We start from the raw sequence: 21,863 nt of genomic DNA, 5'->3' as shown, positions 1-21,863 counted from the left end.
CATGCTGCGCTCCCGAATCATCCCGTGCCTTTTGATGCATGACGGCGGTCTCGTCAAAACGCGGCAGTTCAAAGATCCCAAGTACGTCGGCGACCCGCTCAATGCCGTCAAGATCTTCAACGAGAAGGAAGTCGATGAATTGATGTTCGTCGACATCGACGCGACAGCACAAGGCCGTGAGCCGAACCTCAATCTGCTGCGCAGTCTCGCAGTCGAGTCGCGCATGCCGCTGTGCTATGGCGGTGGCGTGACGAATGCGAAGCAGGCGGCCAAGATCGTCGCTCTCGGCTTCGAGAAGGTGTCGATCAGCGCGGCGGCGCTGGCGCGCCCGGCGCTGATCCGTGAAGTCGCCGAAGCTGTGGGTGGCCAAAGCGTGGTCATCACCCTCGACGTGCGCAAGAACAAGATGTTCTCCGGCTACACGGTGTTCACGCGTAACGGGAAAGAGAAACATAAAGTCAACGTGCTCGAATTCTGTCAGCAGGCTGCCGAGTACGGTGCCGGGGAAATCGTCATCAACGCGATCGATCGCGACGGTGAGATGGAAGGCTATGACTTACCGCTCGCTGAGAGCGTGCGCGCCGCGACCAGCTTGCCCATGACGATGCTGGGCGGCGCAGGTAATACGCAGCACATGCAGGAGCTGATCGACAAGGTGGGAATCGTGGGCGCCGCCGCCGGCAGCATGTTCGTATTCAAGGGGCCGTACCGCGCGGTGTTGATCAACTATGCGAAGCCCGCGCGACTGGCTTGACCGTCTTTGCCCGCAGTGCATATCCCCTGCACGCCGGGCAAGCCGCACGCCGGCGACGTCCTGGGTCAGCCATCCGCAGGCGGCCCCATCATATGAAAGAACACTATGTCCCCGGAGCCGGCGATTCAGCGTCGGAACCCGGGACATTGGAAATACCGGAGTGACTCCATGTCCGCCAAGAAGATCATGCTCGTGTTCGGTACGCGACCGGAGGCCATCAAGATGGCCCCGCTGTACCACGCACTCAAGGCGCAGCCCGACGCGTTCGAGACGACTGTCTGTGTGACCGCACAGCATCGGCAAATGCTGGATCAGGTGCTCAAGGTGTTCGGTATCACGCCCGACATCGATCTGAACGTCATGCGCGACGGGCAGGATCTGTACGACGTGACCTCGTCGGTGCTGCTGGGCATGCGTGCTGTGCTGCGCGAACATAAGCCCGACGTGTTGCTGGTCCATGGCGATACCACAACGACCGTGGCCTCCGCGATTGCCGGATTCTATGGCGGTGTGCCGGTCGGGCACGTAGAAGCCGGATTGCGCACCGGCGATATCTCCGCGCCGTTCCCGGAAGAATTCAATCGTCAGACGGTCGGCCGAGTGGCCCGCTGGCATTTTGCGCCGACTCGCACGAGTGAGGCGAATCTGCTCGCAGAGAAAGTCGATCCCGCCCAAATCGCGGTTACCGGCAACACCGTCATCGACGCCTTGCTCTGGGTGCTGGGCCGTATCGACGCCGACCCGCAACGTCGCGACGCACTGAAAGCCGATCTGGACAGTCAGTTGCCGTTCGACTGGGCGCGCGAGCGCTTCGTGCTGATCACAGGGCATCGGCGCGAGAATTTCGGCACGGGCTTCCTGCAAATTTGTGAGGCACTGAAGGATCTCGCCGGCCAGTATCCGAGCGTGCGCTTCGTCTATCCGGTGCACCTGAACCCGAATGTGCGCGCACCGGTGAATAATATTCTGGAAGACCTTGCCAACGTGCATCTTATCGAGCCGCTCGACTACGAGCCGTTCGTGTATCTGCTCAAGCACAGCGCCGTCGTGTTGACCGACAGCGGCGGTATTCAGGAAGAAGCGCCGAGTCTGGGTAAGCCCGTGCTGGTGATGCGAGACGTGACTGAACGCCCGGAGGCGGTCGAAGCCGGCACGGTCAGGCTCGTTGGCGCGAATCGGGACTCGATCATCTCCAACATGCGCGAGCTGCTCGACAACGAAGCGATCTATGCCGCAATGGCCCGGGCACACAACCCATATGGCGACGGCAAGGCCTGCGAACGAATCATCGAAATTCTGAGGACTATCTAAAAATGGTGAAAAAGACGGTTTGCGTCGTTGGCCTGGGTTACATCGGACTGCCGACGGCGGCGCTTCTCGCGAGCAACGGTTACGAAGTCGTGGGTGTGGACATCAACGCCCACGCGGTGGAAACGATCAATCGCGGCGAGATTCACATCGTCGAGCCGGATCTCGATACCTACGTTCGCGCGGCGGTGACGGCCGGTCGCCTGAAAGCCTTCACGTCGCCGCAACCGGCCGACGTCTACATGATCTGCGTGCCTACGCCGTTCCGTGAAGGGGAAGGCATTCCGCAGCCGAACATCGATTATGTGCTGAGTGCGACGCGCAGCATCGCACCCTTGCTCAAGGCAGGCGACGTGGTGATTCTCGAGTCGACCTCGCCGGTCGGTACGACACAGGCCATGGCGGATACGCTGCGCGAAGCGGGCGTCGACGTGAGCGGCATTCACATGGCGTACTGCCCCGAGCGTGTGTTGCCGGGCAAGATCATGACCGAGCTGGTCGAAAACGACCGCGTCGTCGGTGGATTGGAGCCGCAGGCGACCAAGGTGGTGGGCGACTTCTACCGTGCGTTCGTGCGTGGCGCGGTGCTCGACACCGACGCCAAGACGGCCGAAATGTGCAAGCTCACGGAGAACAGCTTCCGCGACGTGAACATCGCGTTTGCGAACGAGTTGTCGTTGGTGTGTGCTAAGGAGCGCATCAACGTCTGGCAGCTTATTGCACTGGCGAATCGTCACCCGCGCGTGAACATTCTCCAGCCAGGTGTTGGCGTAGGCGGTCACTGCATAGCAGTCGATCCCTGGTTCATCGTAGCTCGTAACCCCGAGGAAACGCGAATCATTCGTTCGGCACGCGAAGTGAATAACTTCAAGACGATATGGGCCATCGATCAAATCAAAATTGCCGTAGCTGACGCTTCTGCACGTCTCGGCAGTAAACCGAAGATTGCACTGCTTGGATTGGCATTCAAGCCCGACATCGACGATCTGCGCGAGTCACCGGCTGTTCACGTAGCGACGGCCCTTCAAGCGCAAAACTATGACGTGGTTGCCGTCGAGCCGAACATCGAATCGCATGATCAGTTCGCATTGAAGTCACTTGAAGACGCGCTAGACCAGGCCGACGTCTTCGCCGTGCTGGTCAAGCACCGTCAGTTTATGACCAAGGATGTCAACGCATCGCTCGCAAAGGCCGGTGCCCTGGACTTTTGCGGTATTTTTGCCTGACGGCAGTCGCTGCTGCGGTGCTTTGTGCGAAAAGCAAAAGCGCCGCATGGATGGCAACTGGTCGACATCACCTCGGTTTTCATCGGCCACGTCCACAAGCTGATTTTGATCGATCTCGGGGCGGCGTGTTTCTGCGGCGCTCGGTTTGAACGCGAAACAGACGGGGCGTAGGACGACAGCGTTTCCGTCATTACACCTAAGGAAATGCCCGCGATTTGTCGATCTCCACGGAGACGCATGGCCGAATTACGGTGCTCGCTATCCAGTCAGCGAAATCATTTCCGCGGTTCGGCACATTCAAGGCCATTGAGCCTTTGCGGCAACGACTTAGAGAACCGCTTTCCAAAACGGATGCACGGTCTTTCTATGAAATGAAACGCGGCAGCGGCAAGGCAGACCAAGGTGAGCGTGATTGCGAGTACGGTGACCCAGAATTGGATGGGGCCTTTCGTGGTGAAGATGCCGAGGATCCGAGGGGTGAGGAAAACCGTGATCACAAGACCTTGCAGGAGGTAAATCCCATAGCTGATGATGCCCAGCCTAATGGCACACATCGACTTCAGCAATCCGAAAAGGCTTGTCCCGCTGGAGACAAGAATAAAGAATGCCCCAAGGGATGCAATAGAGGCCCAATCATATGCCGACGAGTTGTGTAGCAACGTATGGGCGAGCAGAAAAATCGCCACGACGGATTTCAGTGCGCTGTCACCAACCATTTTGGGAAAGCGCCTCGTCAAGCTCGCTGCAAGCATGCCGACGACAAACATCGTGACGAGGTAGCGCGTGACGGGGGCCGGATGATCAAGATGGATGAACGCGTCGGGCAGAATGAGAATAACCCACATGCAGACCGGCACAAATGCTAATAACGAGCGCTTGGCCGCGGCGATTGCCAGGAAAGGAAGGGAGAAGTAGAACATCCACTCAAAATACAGCGTCCACGTGACACTTGCTGTAATCGTATTCGTGTACGCATAACCATTTACCATCGGACGCGCTGCGACAAGAGCGGGTAAAAGCCATTGCAGTAGTTGACTCAATAACTCGGCTAGCGGGACTGCCAACTGAAAGTTGGTCTTCCAGCTCACGATAAGCAGCATGGACGCAATGGTTACCCAGTAAAGGGGCGCGATGCGAAAGATTCGATTGCAATAGAGGGATAACCAGTCGACGCGCCCTTCTTGGTCAAGAATTTTTCCCCAGAAGAGAAACGCCGTAATCATAAAAAACATGGCTACGCCCGCTTCCCCGATGATCGAGTAGTACGAAGATGGCGGAAGCTTCCATTCGCCAGTCTGATGGAAGCCATAACTGATAACGCTATGGTGGATCACCACAGCGAGCGCAAGAAAACCTCGCAAGCCATCAACCGTCACGTAGCGCTGGCCCGCTCTTGACGAAGAATCGTCAAGAAAGCGCCAGAGCGATTTGGGGCGGACTAAGGCTAGGCAGGCGGCGACGATTACAGCGCTGGGCCAGATCGAATACAGGTCCATGTGGTCGGCTAGGGAAAAGCGCAGATTATGCCACTACATACTACGTCGGACGCAAAGTTCCTTGTGCAACGAAGGCCTGCCCGGCAGTGTTTCCCGATAATCCTCAATGAGCCAAATATCGGAAGCTCGGAAGGGGCACGAAATGGCCCGTGAGGGTAGAATTCGGCCATGCTATTGGTTTGTAGCCAAGTTTATGTTTTTTGTTCGAAACTCCAACTGCTCAACGGAACGGCAATCGCAATTGGTTCTTATGGCGTGGGCCGAATGCATATATACGGGAGGCGTTGGTTATCCCGTACATCGCGACGATTGCCTAACGCGAGCCGCTGCTATTTACGGACGATGGCAACGTGCTGGATAGGCCGGCCATCAAAAATACGTTAGTCAGGCGGGGTGCATGAGCGGAAGCACGAACCGTCCGCTCATGGCTTGTAATGCCTCTTGACTTCGGGCTCGTGGATGCCGCGCAGCCCGCGCTATGATCATGTGCGCGACTCGATCTCGTCAGCGATGAAACGATTTGAAGCATATTAGATATTTCAACCCATGAAGCAGATTCTTCAGAACATGAGCAACGGCGAAACCACCATCGTGGAAGCGCCGGCACCCAAAGCCCAGCCGGGAACGTTGATCATTCGTTCGACGCACAGCCTGATCTCTGCGGGAACGGAGCGAATGCTGGTCGACTTCGGCAAGGCATCGATGTTCGACAAAGCGCGCCAGCAACCCGAGAAGGTCAAGATGGTGCTCGACAAAGTGCGCACCGAAGGTCTCCTGACGACCATCGATGCGGTCAAGAGCAAGCTCGATCAGCCGCTGCCGCTCGGCTACTGCAACGCCGGCGTCGTGCTCGAAGTGGGCGCAGGCGTGGAAGGTTTCGCCGTGGGCGATCGTGTGATCTCGAACGGTCCGCATGCCGATCTGGTGCGCGTGCCGAAGCACTTGTGCGCGAAAATTCCCGATGGCGTGGACAACGAGTCGGCCGCGTTCACGGTGCTCGCCTCCATTGGCCTGCAGGGGATTCGGCTGGCGGCGCCGACGCTCGGCGAGAGTGTGGTCGTGGTGGGGTTGGGTCTGATTGGCCTGGCAACCGCACAGCTGCTGCTGGCAAATGGCTGCCGCGTGCTGGGTATCGACTTCGATGAAAGCAAGCTGGCACTCGCCCGTCGCTACGGTATCCAGACGTGCAATCCTGCACTGGGTCAGGATCCGGTGGCCGTGGCCGCTGCATTCTCGCTCGGTAATGGTGTCGATGCTGTCATCGTGACGGCGTCGACCAAGTCGAGCGATCCGATCAGTCAGGCCGCACGCATGTGCCGCAAGCGTGGCCGCATCGTGTTGGTCGGTGTGACCGGCCTCGAATTGAATCGCTCGGAGTTCTACGAGAAGGAACTGTCGTTTCAGGTGTCGTGCTCCTACGGCCCGGGTCGTTACGATCCCGACTACGAGCAGGGCGGCAACGACTACCCGCTCGGCTTTGTGCGCTGGACCGAGCAACGCAACTTCGATGCCGTGCTTGCCATGATGGCTGCCGGGCGTCTGGATGTCGGCTCGCTCATCTCGCACCGTTATGCGTTCGATCAGGCCATTGACGCCTATCGAACCCTTAGCGAAGACAAGTCCGCACTTGGCATCGTGCTGCAATACCCCGAGGTGGCCGAGACCGATCTGCGTGTGAAGAAGGTGGCGCTCAAGCCGTCGGCCGGCGCCAACGTCGTGGCGGCGGGAGGCAAGGCGGTGCTCGGTGTCGTCGGTGCCGGCAACTACGCGTCGCGTGTGCTGCTGCCAGCCTTCAAGAAGGCCGGCGCACAATTTGGCACGATCGTGACGAGCGGTGGCGTCTCCGGCGTACATCACGGCAAGAAATTAGGTTTCGACAGCGCGTCGACCGAACTTTCCGACGTGATGACGGCGCCCGATGTGAATACGGTCGTCATCGCTACGCGTCACGACACCCACGCAAAATTCGTTGCTGATGCGCTACGTGGCGGTAAGCACGTGTTCGTCGAGAAGCCGTTGGCGCTTACGCTTGAACAACTCGAAGGCGTCGATGCAGCCTATACGGCGGCGCAGGCCGCAGGCAACGCCAGGCTTCTGATGGTTGGTTTCAACCGCCGTTTCTCCCCGCTCGTCGTGACGATGAAGAAGGCGCTCGATGCGATTCGACAGCCCAAGGTATTCGTCTATACCGTCAATGCAGGCGCGATTCCTACCAATCACTGGACGCAGGACATGGCGGTGGGCGGCGGACGCATCATCGGCGAAGCATGCCACTTTATCGATTTGCTGCGTCACCTCGCGGGCGCACCGATCGTGGATGCATCGATTCGTTGCATCGGTGGTGAGGGCGATGTCGTGAGCGACAAGGCCAGCATTACCCTGACGTTCGCCGACGGCTCGCTCGGCACGATTCATTATCTTGCCAATGGCGGCAAAGCGTTCCCGAAGGAGCGACTCGAAGTCTTTGCGGGCGACGGCGTGATGCAACTCGACAACTATCGCGCGCTGCGCGGTTTCGATGCGTCGATCAAGAACGTGAAGCTGTGGCGTCAGGACAAGGGGCAGGATGCTTGCGCTGCGGCCTTCCTCAACGCCGTAGAGAAAGGCCAGCCGTCGCCGATTTCGTACGACGAATTGCTAGAAGTGGCACGCGTGACCATTCAGCTCGGACAGGCGGCCGGCTGACCGATGATCGGGCGACGCCTCTCCCAAGCACGCACATTGCTGCGACTCGGTGCACCGAACATTGCCCGGGTCGCATGGTATCGCCTGCTCGGACGCATCGGACACTACCGTCGTGTCATGCCGGGCGGTGGTCGGCCGCGCGGGCCGTTCTTCTCTTTCGTCGCGATGGGCGAGGTCAACACAGCGAGCAAGAGCGAGTCGGTGCCAACGGCGGGCAGGGACATCATCGTCGCGCGTGCGCAAGCGATTCTTGATGGTCGGCTTATCGCCTACGGCAACGAGACCCGGGAGACCGGATTCCCGCCCGACTGGCACTGGAACCCTGCCACTGGCAAGGGTGCGGCCGATCAGCGCGAAACGCATTGGTCCGACATCGACGAGTTTCGGTTGCAGGCCGGCGACATCAAGGACATTTGGGAAGCCTCGCGTTTCGATGGCCTTGTCACCCTCACGCAAGCGTGGCTGCTGACGCGCGACTCACGCTTTTCGGAGGCCGTCGAGAAATGGTTATCCGACTGGTGTGAAAATAACCCAGTGAATCAGGGGGTGAATTGGAAGTGCGCGCAGGAGACCGGTATTCGCCTCATGCATGTAATCGTCGTGGCCGACTTGCTGCGGCGCTACGCCAATGTGATGCCCGCTGCCGGTTACTGGGACTTCGTCAACACCCACGCGGCGCGCATTGCCCCGACGATGCTGTATGCCGTCGCGCAGGAGAACAACCACGCGACCTCGGAAGCGGCGGCGCTCTACATGGCAGCGCTGGAGGTGCGTCAGGGGACTGGCGTCGCCCCGGCCATTCGTCAGGCAGCCGACCACTGGTATCGCCTGGGCCGCCACTGGTTGGCCGGGAGGGCACAGCGTCTGATTCTGCCCGACGGAAGCTTTTCACAGCACTCGGTCAATTACCACCGTCTCATGCTCGATACGCTGACGCTGGCGCAGTGGTGGAGCATTCGTTCCAACGATCGTGATCTGGGGGCCATGTGGCACTCGCGTTTGCGAGCCGCGACCCGCTGGTTGCATGCCATGACGGACCCGATCAGCGGTGGCGCGCCGAATCTCGGCGCGAACGACGGCGCTCGGCTGGTCGATCTGGATGGCAACGCCTATCGCGACTTTCGTCCGAGCGTGCAGATGGCGACGATCGTATTTGCGGGCAAGTGTGCATATGCCGGCATTGATGCCAACGCTTGCAACGGGACGATGTACTGGCTAGGCATGCCGATACCTTCGGCCCTCGAATCCGTACCGTCGCGGGTTGTCTTCCCCGAGGGCGGGTATGCATGGCTGTCGTTCGGTGAGCCGGCCGATGGCGGCCGCGTAATGTTGCGGTATCCGACTTATCGTTTCCGGCCGTCGCATGCCGATGGCCTACACGTCGATGTTTGGTGGCGCGGGCGTAACGTGCTGCGCGATGGCGGTACCTATGCCTACAACACCGACGCCGCGACGCTTAACTACTTCTCGGGTACCGCGTCCCACAATACGATTCAGTTCGGCCAGCGCAATCAGATGCCGCGTCTGAGCCGCTTTCTTTACGGCGATTGGCTGCGCTGCGAGACCCAAAGCACAGACCTTGCGGGCGGGCAGCTCAGCGCGTCTTATCGCAATCGGCAAGGCGACCGGCACCAGCGGGACGTGCGGTGCGGACAATCGACGGAGATCGTCGTGACCGACGTGTACGAGAGCGGCGAATCCGAAGTCACATTGCGCTGGCGGCTTGCCCCGGGCGCATGGCGACTTGAGGGCGATGTCTGTACCGACGGCGTGACGTCGATCCGCGTCGAAGGCTCGTCTCAGCTCGCACTCGCTTGCGGTCAGGAATCGCTGCACTATGCTGAACGGACCGAATTGCCGGTCCTCGAAGCTCGGGGGCCGGGCAGCGGTCGCTTCGTGACGACCCTTCTCATGAACTAGTATGAAGATTCTGTACTTTCATCAACATTTCTCGACGCGTGCCGGCGCTGCCGGCACGCGTTCTTACGAAATGGCGCAGCGCCTGATCGCGCGCGGCCATGACGTGACGATGGTTTGTGGCAGCTACGGCGCGGGGCGCACGGGGTTGGACGGGCCATATGTGAACGGGGTCCGCCAAGGCGATGTCGACGGCATTCATGTCGTCGAATTCGAACTGCCGTATTCGAACAAGGACGGTTTCGCCAAACGTATCGGAACGTTCCTGAAATTTGCTGTGCGTAGTACGTGGCTGGGGCTGTCGCGCGACTACGACGTGTTGTTCGCGACGACTACACCGCTGACCGCAGGTATTCCCGGTATTTTCGCGCGAGTGTTGCGCGGGAAGCGTTTCGTCTTCGAAGTCCGCGATCTTTGGCCGGAGTTACCCAAGGCCATGGGCGTGATCCGCAACCCAGTGATTTTGAGCATGATGTCGGTGCTCGAATGGATGTCGTATCGGACCGCGCATGCATGCATCGGCCTGTCGCCGGGCATCGTGGAGGGCATTAGGAAATGCGGTGTGCCCGTTGAGCGCATCACGATGATTCCGAACGGTTGCGATCTTGAAGTATTCGATGGGGCGAATACGCAGGCGTGGCGTCCGGAAGGGGTAGCGCAAGATGACCTGATGGCCGTTTTTACCGGCACGCACGGCGCGGCCAACGGGCTGAACGCCGTGCTGGATGCCGCAGCAGTGCTCAAGACGCGCGGTGTCACGGGCATCAAGCTCGTGTTCGTGGGGGACGGGAAGGAAAAACCGGCACTTGTGGAGCGTGCGAAGCGCGAAGGTCTAACGAATTGCGTGTTTCATGCGCCAGTGCCGAAAACGCAATTGGCCGGATTGATCGCGAGTGCAGACGTTGGCATCCAGAGTCTGGCCAATGTTCCCGCGTTCTATTTCGGAACATCGCCCAACAAGTTCTTCGACTATATTTCATCTGGACTGCCGGTCCTCAACAACTATCCAGGCTGGCTGGCGGAAATGATCGAAGAAAGTGGCTGTGGCGTGGCCGTGCCGCCATCGGACCCGGAAGCTTTCGCCGACCACCTGGTGAGAATGGCATCGGACCGGCAGGCGCTGGCGGAAATGGGCAAACGGGGCCGCGAGCTTGCTGCGGCCCGTTTCGATCGGCGGGTGCTCGCCGATCGGTTTGTCGACTGGATGGAGAAGGCCGCACGTGTTTAAGCGTCTCATCGATATCGTCGGGGCTAGCGTCGGCCTGCTGCTGTTGAGCCCGGTCATCGCGATCGTATGGATCATGATTTCCAGGCGTCTCGGCTCGCCTGCTATCTTTCGTCAGGTGCGCCCCGGCCGTGACGGCAAGCCGTTCGAAATGATCAAGTTCAGAACCATGACGGATGCGCGTAATGCGGCCGGCGAATTATTGCCGGACAGCGCGCGCATGACACCGTTTGGACAGTTTCTGCGATCGTCGAGTCTCGACGAACTTCCGGAGCTCTGGAATGTGCTCAAAGGGGATATGAGCCTTGTCGGCCCGCGGCCGCTGCTCATGGAATACCTGCCGTTGTACTCGCCCGTGCAGGCGCGACGCCACGAAGTGCGTCCCGGCGTGACGGGCTGGGCGCAGGTCAACGGCCGCAATGCCATTACTTGGGGCGAGAAGTTCCGCCTCGATGTCTGGTACGTCGACCATCAGTCGTTCTGGCTGGATCTGAAGATCATCTACCTGACGCTGCGCAAAGTCGTCGCGCGCGAAGGCGTGTCGCAAGACGGGCATGTGACGATCGAAAAGTTCACCGGAAGCGGAGACAGCCGATGAAGCGGCTTATCGTGCTGGGTGCCGGTGGTCACGGGGCGGTGGTGGCGGATATTGCCAGCATTGTCTGGCCTGCGGCGCAGATCGCCTTTCTCGACGATCGTCACCCCGGTCTGACATCTGTCTGGGACTGGCCGGTTCTCGGTCCGCTGAGTACGCTCGAGACACACGTCGACGCCGATACGGCGTTTCTCGTAGGCATCGGCAACAATACGGTGCGAGGGCAGTGGATCGGGAAGATTCATTCGCTGGGTGGCGTCGTGCAGACACTGATTCATCCGAGCGCCGTCGTCAGCGTCAGGTCGAGTCTCGGAGCAGGTACCGTCGTACTGGCCAACGCCGTCGTACAGATCGGCGCACGCATTGGTAAGGGCGGCATCATCAATACGGCGGCCGTCGTTGAGCATGACTGCGTGGTGGGCGATGCCGTCCACATTTGTCCTCAGGTCGCACTGGCCGGTAACGTGACGGTGGGAGATCGCTCGACGCTCGGCGTGGGATCGTCGGTGCGGCAGGGGATCGTAATCGGCCGTGACGTCGTGCTGGGCGCGGCGAGTGCCGTTGTACAGAACATTCCAGACGATACGCTCGCCTATGGCGTGCCGGCGAAAATAAAATTGGAGAACTGACGTTGTGTTGAATACGAATCTGAGTCCGTGGCCGAGCTTCACCGAGGAAGAAATCGACGCAGTTGCCGCGGTGCTGCGCTCCAACAAGGTCAATTACTGGACCGGCGACGAAAGCCGTCAGTTCGAGCGCGAGTTCGCGGAGTATCTCGGCGCCAAATACGCCATCGCTCTCGGCAATGGAACGCTGGCGATCGATCTCGCGTTGAAAGTGCTCGGGATCGGAAAGGGTGATGAGGTGATCGTGACGTCGCGCACCTTTCTTGCGTCGGCCAGCTCCATCGTGAATGCGGGCGCCGTGCCGGTATTTGCCGATGTCGAGCGCGATTCGCAGAATATCTCCGCGAGAACCATCGAACAGGTGCTTTCGCCGCGTACCAAGGCCATCATGTGCGTGCACCTTGCGGGTTGGCCGTGCGATATGGACCCGATCATGGATCTGGCGAATCGCCACGGTCTTTACGTCATCGAGGATTGCGCGCAGGCACACGGCGCGCGCTACAAGGGCCGCCATGTCGGCACCATCGGCCATATCGGCGCGTGGTCTTTCTGTCAGGACAAGATCATGACGACCGGCGGTGAAGGCGGCATGCTCACCACCGACAACGAAGCGTGGTGGCGCGATGCATGGGCATTCAAGGATCACGGCAAGTCGTGGGCGGCTGTCTATGAGAAGCAGCATCCCCCGGGCTTTCGCTGGCTGCATGAATCGTTCGGCACCAACTGGCGCATTACCGAGATGCAATCGGCGCTGGGTCGCATTCAATTGCGGCGGCTCGATGCGTGGAAGGCCCGTCGCCAGGCCATAGCGGCCCGCATAGATGCCGCTTGCGCACCTTTCGCATCGGTTCGCCTGACGCCGCCGCCGGAGAGCGTTGATCACGCACGCTACAAGCACTACGTGTTCGTGCGCCCCGAGCATCTGCGCGACGCGGTTACGCGAGACGATGTGGTCGCATGGATGAACGCCGCCGGCGTGCCCTGCTATCAGGGCTCGTGCTCGGAAGTGTATCTGGAGAAAGCGTTCGACGACACCGGCTGGCGTCCTGCGGAGCGTTTGCCTGTGGCGCGCGAACTCGGCGACACCAGCATGATGTTCCTCGTGCACCCGACGTTGACCGATGCGGAAGTGGAGACGGTGGTAACAAAAATCGGCGAGGTACTGGCTGCCGTCACGCGCGAGTGATCATGTTGAGAAAATTCCAACGCGTCACCTCGCTACCGCGCACCGCCAAGCGCGGGTTGATGCTGCTTGCGGACACCATATTGCTCCCGCTGTCGCTGTGGACGGCGATCGGCCTGCGTCTGGACGACTGGCGCTTTCCGCAACTTCATGCGTGGTGGGTGTATCTGCTTACGGCGGTCGTGGCCATTCCGATCTTCATACGGTTGGGACTGTACCATGCGGTGGTGCGCTTCATCGAAACGCGCGCGCTCATCATGATTGGTGTCGCCGTTACGATTTCCGTCTGGCTGTTTGCCGGATTGTTGGCGTTGCTCTCCCTGCCGTCGGTGCCTCGCGGGGCCTTGCTCATCTACTGGATGATCGCGGTACTGTACATCGGGTCGAGCCGCTTTCTGGCCCGCTTCGCCTTGCGTGGACTGTTCACGGCAGGGCCGCGCGATCGCCGCGCCGTCATTATTTACGGCGCTGGTAGTGCAGGCTGTCAGCTCGCGACGGCATTGCGCGCCAATCCGGAATATCAACCGGTGCTGTTCGTGGACGACAGCAAAGCGTTGCAGAACCTGGAAGTGATGGGGCTTCGCGTTTGCTCGCCGGAAGATTTTCCGTCGCTCATACCCCGATATCGGGTGGGTGTCGTGCTGCTGGCGATGCCGTCGCTGGCGCGCTCGCGCCGCATCGAGATTATCGACACGCTCGAATCGCTGCGTGTCGAGGTGAGATCCGTGCCGGGGATGTCCGATCTGGTGGACGGAACGGTGCAGGCAAGCGACATTCGCGACATCGAAATCGACGAATTGCTGGGGCGCGAATCCATACCGCCGAACAAGGCGCTTCTGGCGGCTAACATCGAACATCGCTGTGTCATGGTCACAGGCGCGGGCGGATCGATCGGCTCGGAGCTATGCCGCCAGATCGTGCAGCAGGCGCCACGGACGCTGATCCTTTATGAGCTCTCGGAGTTTGCGTTGTACACCGTCGAGAGCGAACTGCGTCAGTTGATGCAGCGTACCCGCCACGAGATCGAACTGGTGTCGATTCTCGGCTCCGTGCAAAACATGGCACGCATGCATAAGGTGATGTCGCATTATCGCGTGCAGACCGTCTATCACGCCGCCGCATATAAGCACGTGCCGATCGTGGAATTCAACATGATCGAAGGCGTGCTCAACAACACGTTCGGCACGCGCGCTGCCGCGCAGGCGGCGATTGCCGCTGGCGTCGAAGCTTTCGTGCTCATCTCGACAGACAAGGCCGTGCGTCCGACCAACGTCATGGGGGCGAGCAAGCGCTTCGCCGAACTGGTGTTGCAGGCGTATGCGAGCGACTCTGCGATCAAGACTCGTTTCTGCATGGTGCGGTTCGGTAACGTGCTGGGCTCGTCGGGATCTGTCGTACCGCTGTTTCGCCGACAGATCGAGAGCGGTGGCCCGGTGACGGTGACGCATCCGGACATCACGCGTTACTTCATGACGATTCCCGAAGCCGCTCAGCTTGTGATCCAGGCGGGGGCGATGGGGGGCAGCGGGGAAGTGTTCGTGCTCGACATGGGGGAGCCGGTCCGTATCGTGGATCTTGCGCGCCGCATGATTCACCTGAGTGGCTATTCCGTGCGCGACGAGCAGAATCCCGAAGGTGACGTCGAGATTCGGTTCTCGGGGCTGCGTCCGGGGGAGAAACTATACGAAGAACTGCTCATTGGCGACGATGTCACTGGCACCCAGCACCCGCGGATCATGATGGCGAACGAGCAGTATCTCGATCGCGCAGGCGTTGACGTGCTGCTCTCCCGGATGGAGACCGCTTGTGAGAACGGCGACCACGAACGTGTGATTGCGACACTGCGCGCGTGCGTCTCGGGGTTTCGGCCGGAGTCGGAGATTCGCGATCATCTTTACGGATCGATGCAAGAGGCGTCGCGCTATCCGATCCAGTGAGCGGCAGCGTGCCTGGCAGGAAAAAAGAGACACGAATGTGTCTCTTTTTTTGCGCTGTCGGACATCCCTAACGTCCCGGATTGTCGATGTCCGTCAGTGACCGACCGGGCCCAGATAAGGTTCGATCAGCGTGAGCAGGCGTTCTGCGCCCTTCACACTGAAGTGATCCTCGTCGAAATACATTGCCTTCTCCTCGATGATGGCATGACAGCGTTGCGAGTCGCAAAATAGGGGCACCGGATCGAGGTAGGTCAGATCTGCCCCCCAGGGCAGTGCCTTCATACGAGTTTCGACGTAGCGATTGCGAGTATCGACCCACGCGCGCGGAATGCCGGTATCGAACTTCTCCCCGGCACGGAACGGGCTAGCCACAGAAACGTGCAGTATCGGTTTGGAGAGTTCCGGCTCCGGGCCCACGACGTACACGTGCTTACCGGATTTACGCAGCTCGTCGACGATAGTGGTGAAGTTTTTCCAGATCAGGTCGCGTGCATCGGCGGCGTCCAGAGTGCCGATCTTCGGCGCGACATCCGGCATTTTCGGATACCCCGGCAAGTGGTAGCCGAACAGATAGAGGTTGTAGCGAAACGATACGAGTACGTTCTTGATCGTTTTCGATTCGACGAGTTGTCTGAGCGCCTCGCGTTGCCATGCCGTACATCCCGGCGTGGGGCTGTCGTACAGAATGGCCGGACCGCAACTGCTGAAGCTCAGATGCAGCACCCCCTGATGTCGAGGCTTCAGAAGCTCCGCGAGGGCGTAGGCTGGCTCCACCACATGGCTATCCCCGATGGCCGCCCACGTCACGGGTTCGGTGAAGTAGGTGCAGGCGTCTTTGGGCGCGCGATAGAACGTCCCTGTCGTGTGGCACGCGTCGCGCATCGGGCTCGGTACTGCGGTGGCGACGAGCACTTGCCGTTCGGCGTCCAGCCGCGACGGGAATCCATGAGTGAGTGCCGCTACGGCGCCCAGACCTGCCAGACATACCGCACCCATCGAACACACCAGTGTGAGCGCGCCGATACCGATGTGTTGGCGGGAGCGGAACGGTCGCTCGATATAGCGCCGCGACAAGTCGGCCAACACGAGGACGAGCACGAGTACCAGTGCAAACGCGGGGCCGGTGAGCGACGGACCTTCCGCAATGCGCAGAAAGGCGAAGATCGGTTGATGCCAGAGATACGCGCTGTATGAAATCAGTCCGATGCCGACGAACGGACGGCTCGCGAGCACCGCGCCGACCGGGTTGGCCGACGTGGCGTAGCGAATGATCAGCGCCGAGCCGATCGTCGGCACAAGCGCATAAAGCCCCGGAAAGGGGATGTCGGGACTGAACAGAAAGATCGATACGAGAACCAGCGCCAGACCGGCGCTTGCGCCAAGCGTTGCGGCGCGTCCGGGTAACGACGGCCGATGAATGCCGAGGTAGGCGATCGTGGCGCCCACAACCAGCTCCCACGCACGCCCAAGCGCCGAGTAGAAGTGCCCGTCAGGGAGAAAGCGCCACGCAAATTCGGCATAGGCGAGCGAGGCGATCGCAATCGCCGCGAAGCATTTCACCTGCCGGCGGGGTCCCCATCGCCAAGTGAGCGCAAGCAGCAAGGGAAACACGACATAGAACTGCTCTTCGACGCCGAGGCTCCATGTATGCAGTAGTGGTTTGAGCTCGGTCGCGCGGTCGAAATAATCCGTGGTGAAGCCGAAAAACAGATTGGACGCGAACGCAACGGTCGCGATCATGCTTCTGCCCAGCCCGACCAGCTGATCCGGCGGCATGAGCCACCAGCCCAGCGGCACGCAAACGACCATGACGACATACAGCGCAGGAAGAATACGGCGCGCGCGTCGTTCGTAGAAGTCACGCAGGCAATAGGTGCCGGCGCTGTGTTCTCGCAGCAGGATCGACGTGATGAGATAGCCGCTGATGACGAAAAACACGTCGACGCCGACGTACCCGCCGGGGATCCACGTAAATCCCGCGTGGAACAGAATGACCGATATGACGGCAATGGCACGCAAGCCATCGATCTCGGGACGATACATCAACGTCGTGTGCGTTGGTTTTATGTGTTGAGACGAGCGCATGCGACGAAAGAGAAGCGGGTTCGGTGTCCTTGGGCTTTCGAGTGCGCATTGTAAGGTGCAATGCTGTGGATTCTGCGGAATTCTTGAGATGGGCTTGTCGGGGCAAACCCGCTCCGTGGAGTCCCGATGTCCGATCTGGGGGGGGGAGGCGGTGCGATGGGGGCGTGCGCGGCAGGACGGCGCGTGACTGCTGCGAGCCTGTGGACATCGGTGTCGATCGTAATGTTGCCTTGACACGATGTCCGGACGATCTAGTCTGTTAACGAGCGAGTGCAAGCGAAGCGTGCCGCCTCTCATGATGCACGCTACCGAAGATGCCACTCGGCGAGCCGGCAGACGAGACGATCAACGCACCGCAAAACAGGGAGACTCGGCATGTCGATCTTGACTGCCTATCCGCCAGACGGACGTGCGGGGCGAGTCGGGCCGAAGCGCGAAGGCGAGACGTTGCCATGGCCCTCCCGATCCTACTGATCGTCGTCGTCGCTGCTGCCCTGGCCTTCCACTTCTGGAGCCCGTGGTGGCTGACCCCGCTGGCGTCGAACTGGCGCCAGATGGACGACACCCTCACGATCACGCTGGTGATCACCGGCGTGGCTTTTGTCGCCGTCAACCTTTTCGTCGCTTGGGCGATTTTTCGCTACCGTCATCGCGACGGGCACCGCGCCGCCTACGAACCGCATAACCGGCGTCTCGAAGCCTGGCTCATCGGTATCACGACCATTGGTATAGCCGCGATGCTCGCGCCTGGCCTATTTGTCTATGCCAAGCTAATCAACCCCCCCGCCAATGCCCATGTCGTCGAAGTCGTCGGCCAGCAGTGGCAATGGCGTTTCCGCCTGCCCGGCCCCGACGGACGGCTCGGCAGTTCCGACCCGAGTTATGTCACCGCCGACAACCCGCTCGGTCTGAATCCCAAAGATCCTGCAAATCAGGACAACCGCATCGTCGACGCCCCCGAACTGCATCTGCTCGTGGGCCAGCCGGTGAAATTGCTGCTGCGCGCAAAAGACGTCCTGCATGACTTCTACGTCCCGCCGTTCCGCACGCGCATGAACATGGTGCCGGGCATGGTTACGCAAATGTGGCTCACGCCCACGCGCACCGGGCGCTTCGATATCCTCTGCGCCCAACTTTGCGGCGTCGGCCATGCCAGCATGCGTGGCGTCGTTGTCGTCGACGACAAGCCCACCTACGATGCCTGGGTGGCAACACTCCCCACCTTTGCTGCACTGCAAGCGCAACATGCCGGGGCAGCCACGTCCGATCCTCTCGCGGCCAAAGGCAAATTGCTGGCGCAGGCCAGGGGATGCGCCGCTTGTCATACCGTGGACGGTTCGTCCGGCGTCGGGCCTACCTGGAAAGGTCTGTATGGCTCAACCCAGACGTTTCAGGATGGCAGCTCCGCGCACGTCGACGACGCTTATCTGGCGACCTTCATCCGCAATCCGACCGCTCGCGTGCCCAAGGGCTTCGCGCCGATCATGCCCAAGCTCGATCTCACGGACGACGAGCTAAAGGCGCTCATCGCGTACATCCGGACGCTGGGGGTCGCGCAACCTCCTGAGGCGGCCCCTTCACCGCCGGCAACACCTGCGCCAGCCGCTATCGTGCCCGCGCCTCTCCAACCGGTAGCTTTGGTCGCAGTGGCCCAGCCGGCTCGTGCGCAGTCCGCCCTATCGACGCCAACTGCGGCCAAGAGCACGTCGATAGGGTTCGTCACCGTAGGGCTTCCTGTCGACGCGCTTCGGCGAAATCGCCCTGCCGAAAATGTCGTACCCCTCGCATCCGCATCCGGATCGGTCGCCTCCGCGCAGCCCTATCCCCAGACATCGCAGCCGGTCGTACAACTAGCCCAAGATTCACTGCTTGCACCGAGTCCGCCCGCGCAGTACGCGCCGCTGACGCCATCCGGTCCGTCCAGCTCAAGCTCGCAGCCGCCGTCTCAGCCTGGACGCCGGTCGGGGCAAGCGCCGGGGCTGCCGTTGCAGAACGACCCGAATATGATGTTGCCGCCGCCGGCCATCCCGCCATCACAGCCAGTCAATCCGCCGTCGGGACCCGTGCAGCCGCGCGTGCCGATGATTCGTCCCGCACCTTAAATCGGCCTCACACTTTGTAGACGTTTCGTCGCAGACCCATCACTACGGAGAGATCGGAAAAAGCTCTGCAAAGTCAGCGCCTCGACGCAAGACTGCACAACGCGGGACAGCACGGTACAGCACGGTACAGCACGGGACAACACGGGACAACGCGGGACAGCACGACACAGCACGACGCAACACGACGAACGACATAGCGCGATACGCCACAACACAAAACGAGACAACGCAATACAACACAACTCAAATCAGCGCAGAACCCACAGGGAGACAAGTCATGACCGGCGACTCCGACAGTTCCGACAGCGCAGCGCACGCGGGCGGGTACCACGGCGCCCCGCACAGCTTCTGGACGAAATACGTCTGGAGCCAGGACCACAAGGTCATTGCGGTGCAATACGCGCTCACGGCCATCGCGGTGGGACTCGTCGGTCTCGTGCTCTCGAACCTCATGCGCATGCAACTGGGCTTCCCGGGCAAGTTCTCGTTCATCGACGCCAATCACTACTACCAGTACGTCACCATGCACGGCATGATCATGGTGATCTACCTGCTCACCGCCCTTTTCCTCGGCGGCTTCGGCAACTACATGATCCCGCTGATGGTCGGGGCGCGCGACATGGTCTTCCCGTTCCTGAACATGCTCAGCTACTGGGTCTACCTGCTCGCCGTCATCGTGCTGATGGTGAGCTTCTTCGTGCCCGGTGGCCCGACCGGCGCGGGCTGGACCCTCTACCCCCCGCAAGCCATTCTCCCCGGCACGCCAGGCACCGAATGGGGCATCGTGCTCATGCTCGTCTCGCTGGCCATCTTCATCGTGGCCGCCACCATGGGCGGCCTCAATTACGTCACCACCGTGCTGCAGGCGCGCACCGAAGGCATGACGCTGCTGCGCATGCCGCTCACGGTCTGGGGCATCGTAATGGCAACGGTGCTCGCGCTGCTGGCCTTCCCGGCCCTGTTCGTCTCCGCCGTCATGATGCTGCTCGACAAGACCCTGCACACGAGCTTCTTCATGCCGGCCATCGTGTCGATGGGCCAACCGCTCGACTATCGCGGCGGCAGCCCGCTCCTGTTCCAGCACCTGTTCTGGTTCTTCGGCCACCCCGAGGTGTACATCGTCGCGCTGCCCGCATTCGGCATCGTCTCCGATCTCATCAGCGTGCACGCGCGCAAGAACATCTTCGGCTACCGCATGATGGTCTGGGCGATCCTCGCCATCGGCGTGCTCTCGGTCGTCGTCTGGGCGCACCACATGTTCATCAGCGGCATGAATCCGTATTTCGGATTCTTCTTCGCCACGACCACGCTCATCATTGCCATCCCCACGGCCATCAAGGTCTACAACTGGGTGCTCACGCTGTGGCGCGGCGACATCCATCTGACCGTGCCGATGCTCTTCGCCATCGGCTTTATCAGCACCTTCGTGATCGGCGGGCTCACCGGCCTCTTCCTCGGCAACGTCAGCGTCGACATGCCGCTGTCGAACACCTACTTCGTGGTCGCGCACTTCCACATGGTGATGGGCGTGTCGCCGCTGCTGGTGATCTTCGGCGGCATCTACCACTGGTATCCGCTCATCACCGGCAGACGGATGAACGACCGCCTCGGCCAATGGCATTTCTGGATCACGTTCCTCGGCACCTACGCGATCTTCTTTCCGATGCACTACCTCGGCATCCTCGGCATGCCGCGCCGCTATTACGAGTTCAAGGGCTACAGCTTCATCCCGGAATCGGCGCACACGATGAACGCCTACATCTCGGTCGCAGCGTTCATCGTCGCCGCCGGACAATTGCTGTTCCTGTTCAACCTCGCCTGGAGCGTACGACACGGCAAAGCGGCCGGCGCGAATCCGTGGCGCGCGGCGTCGCTCGAATGGCAGACGCCCGACGTACCGCCCGTGCACGGCAACTGGGGACCGACGCTGCCCGTGGTCTATCGCTGGCCTTACGAATACAGCGTGCCGGGCGACATTGACGACGTCGTGCCGCAGAATCTCGCCCCCGATCCGCGACGCCCCGCCACGCTGGTAGATGGCGACTCGGCGGCGCTGCACCGTCGCGACACGCCGCCGCCTCCACCGCCCAAGTCGCCCAAGGGAGCCGCACCATGAAGCCCGCTCCGTCGTCGTGGCCATCCCCGTCATCAGGGGGGGTGCCCATCGCTCAGCCGCAGCGTCGTGCGGCGTCGCAGGTCGCGCTCTGGTGGCTCATGGGTGTGATCGGCATGCTGTTCGCGCTGATGCTCGCGGCGTATGTGATGCGCATGAGTCTCGGCGACTGGCGTCCGTTGCCGTCGATCAACGCACTGTGGGTCAACACAGGAGTGCTGGCGGCCGCATGCCTCGTGATGCAGTCGTCGGCCTGGCAAGCGCGACGCGGCGAGTTGCGACGTTCACGTCGCGAGTGGGCGCTGGCAGGCGGTCTCGCGCTCGCGTTCGTCATCGGACAGCTTTGGGTGTGGCACGACCTGACGGTGCGTCACTTCGGCGTGACCGGCAATCCCGCCAACAGCTTTTTCTTCTTGCTTACTGGATTGCACGCACTGCATCTGCTCGGGGCGGGATCGCGTGGGCATGCCTGGCGTCGCATCGGCTCACGCATGCCACGCGCGCGCGTCGCCTGTCCTTGACCGCGCAGTACTGGCACTTCCTGTTCGTGCTCTGGATCGTGCTGTTCGCGGTCATCGTCAATCTCACGCCAGAGATCGTGCAGCGACTGT

At 60.9% G+C, this 21,863-nt stretch carries 14 protein-coding genes and 1 pseudogene; 13 read left to right on the top strand and 2 right to left on the bottom strand.

Going from position 1 to position 21,863, the window contains the following annotated elements; all coding sequences use genetic code 11:
- Position 1 precedes the first annotated feature (1 nt).
- From DRB87_RS21890 to wecC, 3 genes are all read left to right on the top strand, one after another.
- Entirely contained in the window at positions 2-754 is a 753-nt protein-coding gene (locus DRB87_RS21890) for an AglZ/HisF2 family acetamidino modification protein (RefSeq protein WP_130027503.1), read from the top strand.
- 168 nt (positions 755-922) lie between these two features.
- The gene (gene wecB, locus DRB87_RS21885; RefSeq protein WP_130027502.1) at positions 923-2,065 is read left to right on the top strand and encodes a non-hydrolyzing UDP-N-acetylglucosamine 2-epimerase; all 1,143 of its coding nucleotides are present in this window, start codon (positions 923-925) and stop codon (positions 2,063-2,065) included.
- Positions 2,066-2,067: 2 nt separating this feature from the next.
- Complete coding sequence (gene wecC / locus DRB87_RS21880) at positions 2,068-3,288, top strand: UDP-N-acetyl-D-mannosamine dehydrogenase (RefSeq protein WP_206100044.1); 1,221 nt, start codon at positions 2,068-2,070, stop codon at positions 3,286-3,288.
- A gap of 275 nt (positions 3,289-3,563) precedes the next feature.
- Here the strand turns inward: wecC and DRB87_RS21875 are convergent, their stop codons facing one another.
- Positions 3,564-4,784 carry an acyltransferase gene (locus DRB87_RS21875; protein ID WP_130027501.1) on the bottom strand — a complete coding sequence of 407 codons (1,221 nt, stop codon included), beginning with the start codon at positions 4,782-4,784 and terminating at the stop codon, positions 3,564-3,566.
- 546 nt (positions 4,785-5,330) lie between these two features.
- On the opposite strand from DRB87_RS21875, the gene DRB87_RS21870 reads away from it, so the two are divergent.
- From DRB87_RS21870 to DRB87_RS21840, 7 genes are read left to right on the top strand one after another with little or no spacing between them, the layout of a single operon-like run.
- Positions 5,331-7,469: a bi-domain-containing oxidoreductase gene (locus DRB87_RS21870; RefSeq protein WP_130027500.1), complete on the top strand. Its 2,139-nt coding sequence runs from the start codon at positions 5,331-5,333 to the stop codon at positions 7,467-7,469.
- A 3-nt stretch (positions 7,470-7,472) separates the two neighbouring features.
- On the top strand, positions 7,473-9,389 hold the full coding sequence (locus tag DRB87_RS21865) for a heparinase II/III-family protein (RefSeq protein WP_130027499.1): 1,917 nt from the start codon (positions 7,473-7,475) through the stop codon (positions 9,387-9,389).
- A 1-nt stretch (position 9,390) separates the two neighbouring features.
- A complete protein-coding gene (locus tag DRB87_RS21860) occupies positions 9,391-10,614 on the top strand; it encodes a glycosyltransferase family 4 protein (RefSeq protein WP_130027498.1) in 1,224 nt (407 codons plus the stop codon).
- Positions 10,607-11,209 carry a sugar transferase gene (locus tag DRB87_RS21855; protein WP_130027497.1) on the top strand — a complete coding sequence of 201 codons (603 nt, stop codon included), beginning with the start codon at positions 10,607-10,609 and terminating at the stop codon, positions 11,207-11,209. Before DRB87_RS21860 ends, DRB87_RS21855 begins: the two co-directional genes overlap by 8 nt.
- Positions 11,206-11,835: an acetyltransferase gene (locus tag DRB87_RS21850; protein WP_130027496.1), complete on the top strand. Its 630-nt coding sequence runs from the start codon at positions 11,206-11,208 to the stop codon at positions 11,833-11,835. The genes DRB87_RS21855 and DRB87_RS21850 overlap by 4 nt, the downstream gene beginning before the upstream one ends.
- 4 nt (positions 11,836-11,839) lie before the next feature.
- Positions 11,840-13,018, top strand: coding sequence for a DegT/DnrJ/EryC1/StrS aminotransferase family protein (locus DRB87_RS21845; protein ID WP_130027495.1), 1,179 nt, complete (start codon positions 11,840-11,842; stop codon positions 13,016-13,018).
- 2 nt (positions 13,019-13,020) lie between these two features.
- Positions 13,021-14,952, top strand: coding sequence for a nucleoside-diphosphate sugar epimerase/dehydratase (locus DRB87_RS21840; protein WP_130027494.1), 1,932 nt, complete (start codon positions 13,021-13,023; stop codon positions 14,950-14,952).
- A 93-nt stretch (positions 14,953-15,045) separates the two neighbouring features.
- Here DRB87_RS21840 and DRB87_RS21835 read toward each other — a convergent pair whose 3' ends face one another.
- Positions 15,046-16,995, bottom strand: coding sequence for an acyltransferase family protein (locus DRB87_RS21835; RefSeq protein WP_165385387.1), 1,950 nt, complete (start codon positions 16,993-16,995; stop codon positions 15,046-15,048).
- 494 nt (positions 16,996-17,489) lie between these two features.
- Between DRB87_RS21835 and DRB87_RS21830 the strand changes: the two are divergent.
- The 3 genes and pseudogenes from DRB87_RS21830 to DRB87_RS21820 all read left to right on the top strand — a co-directional run.
- Positions 17,490-18,611, top strand: a pseudogene (locus tag DRB87_RS21830) (c-type cytochrome); the annotation flags it as partial.
- Positions 18,612-19,416: 805 nt separating this feature from the next.
- On the top strand, positions 19,417-21,255 hold the full coding sequence (ctaD, locus tag DRB87_RS21825) for a cytochrome c oxidase subunit I (RefSeq protein WP_130027492.1): 1,839 nt from the start codon (positions 19,417-19,419) through the stop codon (positions 21,253-21,255).
- Positions 21,252-21,773, top strand: a complete 522-nt coding sequence (locus DRB87_RS21820) for a cytochrome oxidase subunit III (RefSeq protein WP_130027491.1) — start codon at positions 21,252-21,254, stop codon at positions 21,771-21,773. Before ctaD ends, DRB87_RS21820 begins: the two co-directional genes overlap by 4 nt.
- Positions 21,774-21,863 lie beyond the last annotated feature (90 nt).

It is taken from the genome of Pandoraea sp. XY-2 (genome assembly GCF_004193915.1).
Lineage (GTDB): Bacteria > Pseudomonadota > Gammaproteobacteria > Burkholderiales > Burkholderiaceae > Pandoraea > Pandoraea cepalis.
Note: the sequence above shows the minus strand (reverse complement) of the source record. Positions and strands in the feature narration are given on the sequence as shown.

Bases quoted from the DNA above. Each gene is read 5' to 3' on its own strand.
- DRB87_RS21890 (WP_130027503.1), top strand. From the start codon at position 2: ATGCTGCGCTCCCGAATCATCCCGTGCCTTTTGATGCATGACGGCGGT.
- wecB (WP_130027502.1), top strand. From the start codon at position 923: ATGTCCGCCAAGAAGATCATGCTCGTGTTCGGTACGCGACCGGAGGCC.
- wecC (WP_206100044.1), top strand. From the start codon at position 2,068: ATGGTGAAAAAGACGGTTTGCGTCGTTGGCCTGGGTTACATCGGACTG.
- DRB87_RS21875 (WP_130027501.1), bottom strand. From the start codon at position 4,784: ATGGACCTGTATTCGATCTGGCCCAGCGCTGTAATCGTCGCCGCCTGC.
- DRB87_RS21870 (WP_130027500.1), top strand. From the start codon at position 5,331: ATGAAGCAGATTCTTCAGAACATGAGCAACGGCGAAACCACCATCGTG.
- DRB87_RS21865 (WP_130027499.1), top strand. From the start codon at position 7,473: ATGATCGGGCGACGCCTCTCCCAAGCACGCACATTGCTGCGACTCGGT.
- DRB87_RS21860 (WP_130027498.1), top strand. From the start codon at position 9,391: ATGAAGATTCTGTACTTTCATCAACATTTCTCGACGCGTGCCGGCGCT.
- DRB87_RS21850 (WP_130027496.1), top strand. From the start codon at position 11,206: ATGAAGCGGCTTATCGTGCTGGGTGCCGGTGGTCACGGGGCGGTGGTG.
- DRB87_RS21840 (WP_130027494.1), top strand. From the start codon at position 13,021: ATGTTGAGAAAATTCCAACGCGTCACCTCGCTACCGCGCACCGCCAAG.
- DRB87_RS21835 (WP_165385387.1), bottom strand. From the start codon at position 16,995: ATGTATCGTCCCGAGATCGATGGCTTGCGTGCCATTGCCGTCATATCG.
- ctaD (WP_130027492.1), top strand. From the start codon at position 19,417: ATGACCGGCGACTCCGACAGTTCCGACAGCGCAGCGCACGCGGGCGGG.
- DRB87_RS21820 (WP_130027491.1), top strand. From the start codon at position 21,252: ATGAAGCCCGCTCCGTCGTCGTGGCCATCCCCGTCATCAGGGGGGGTG.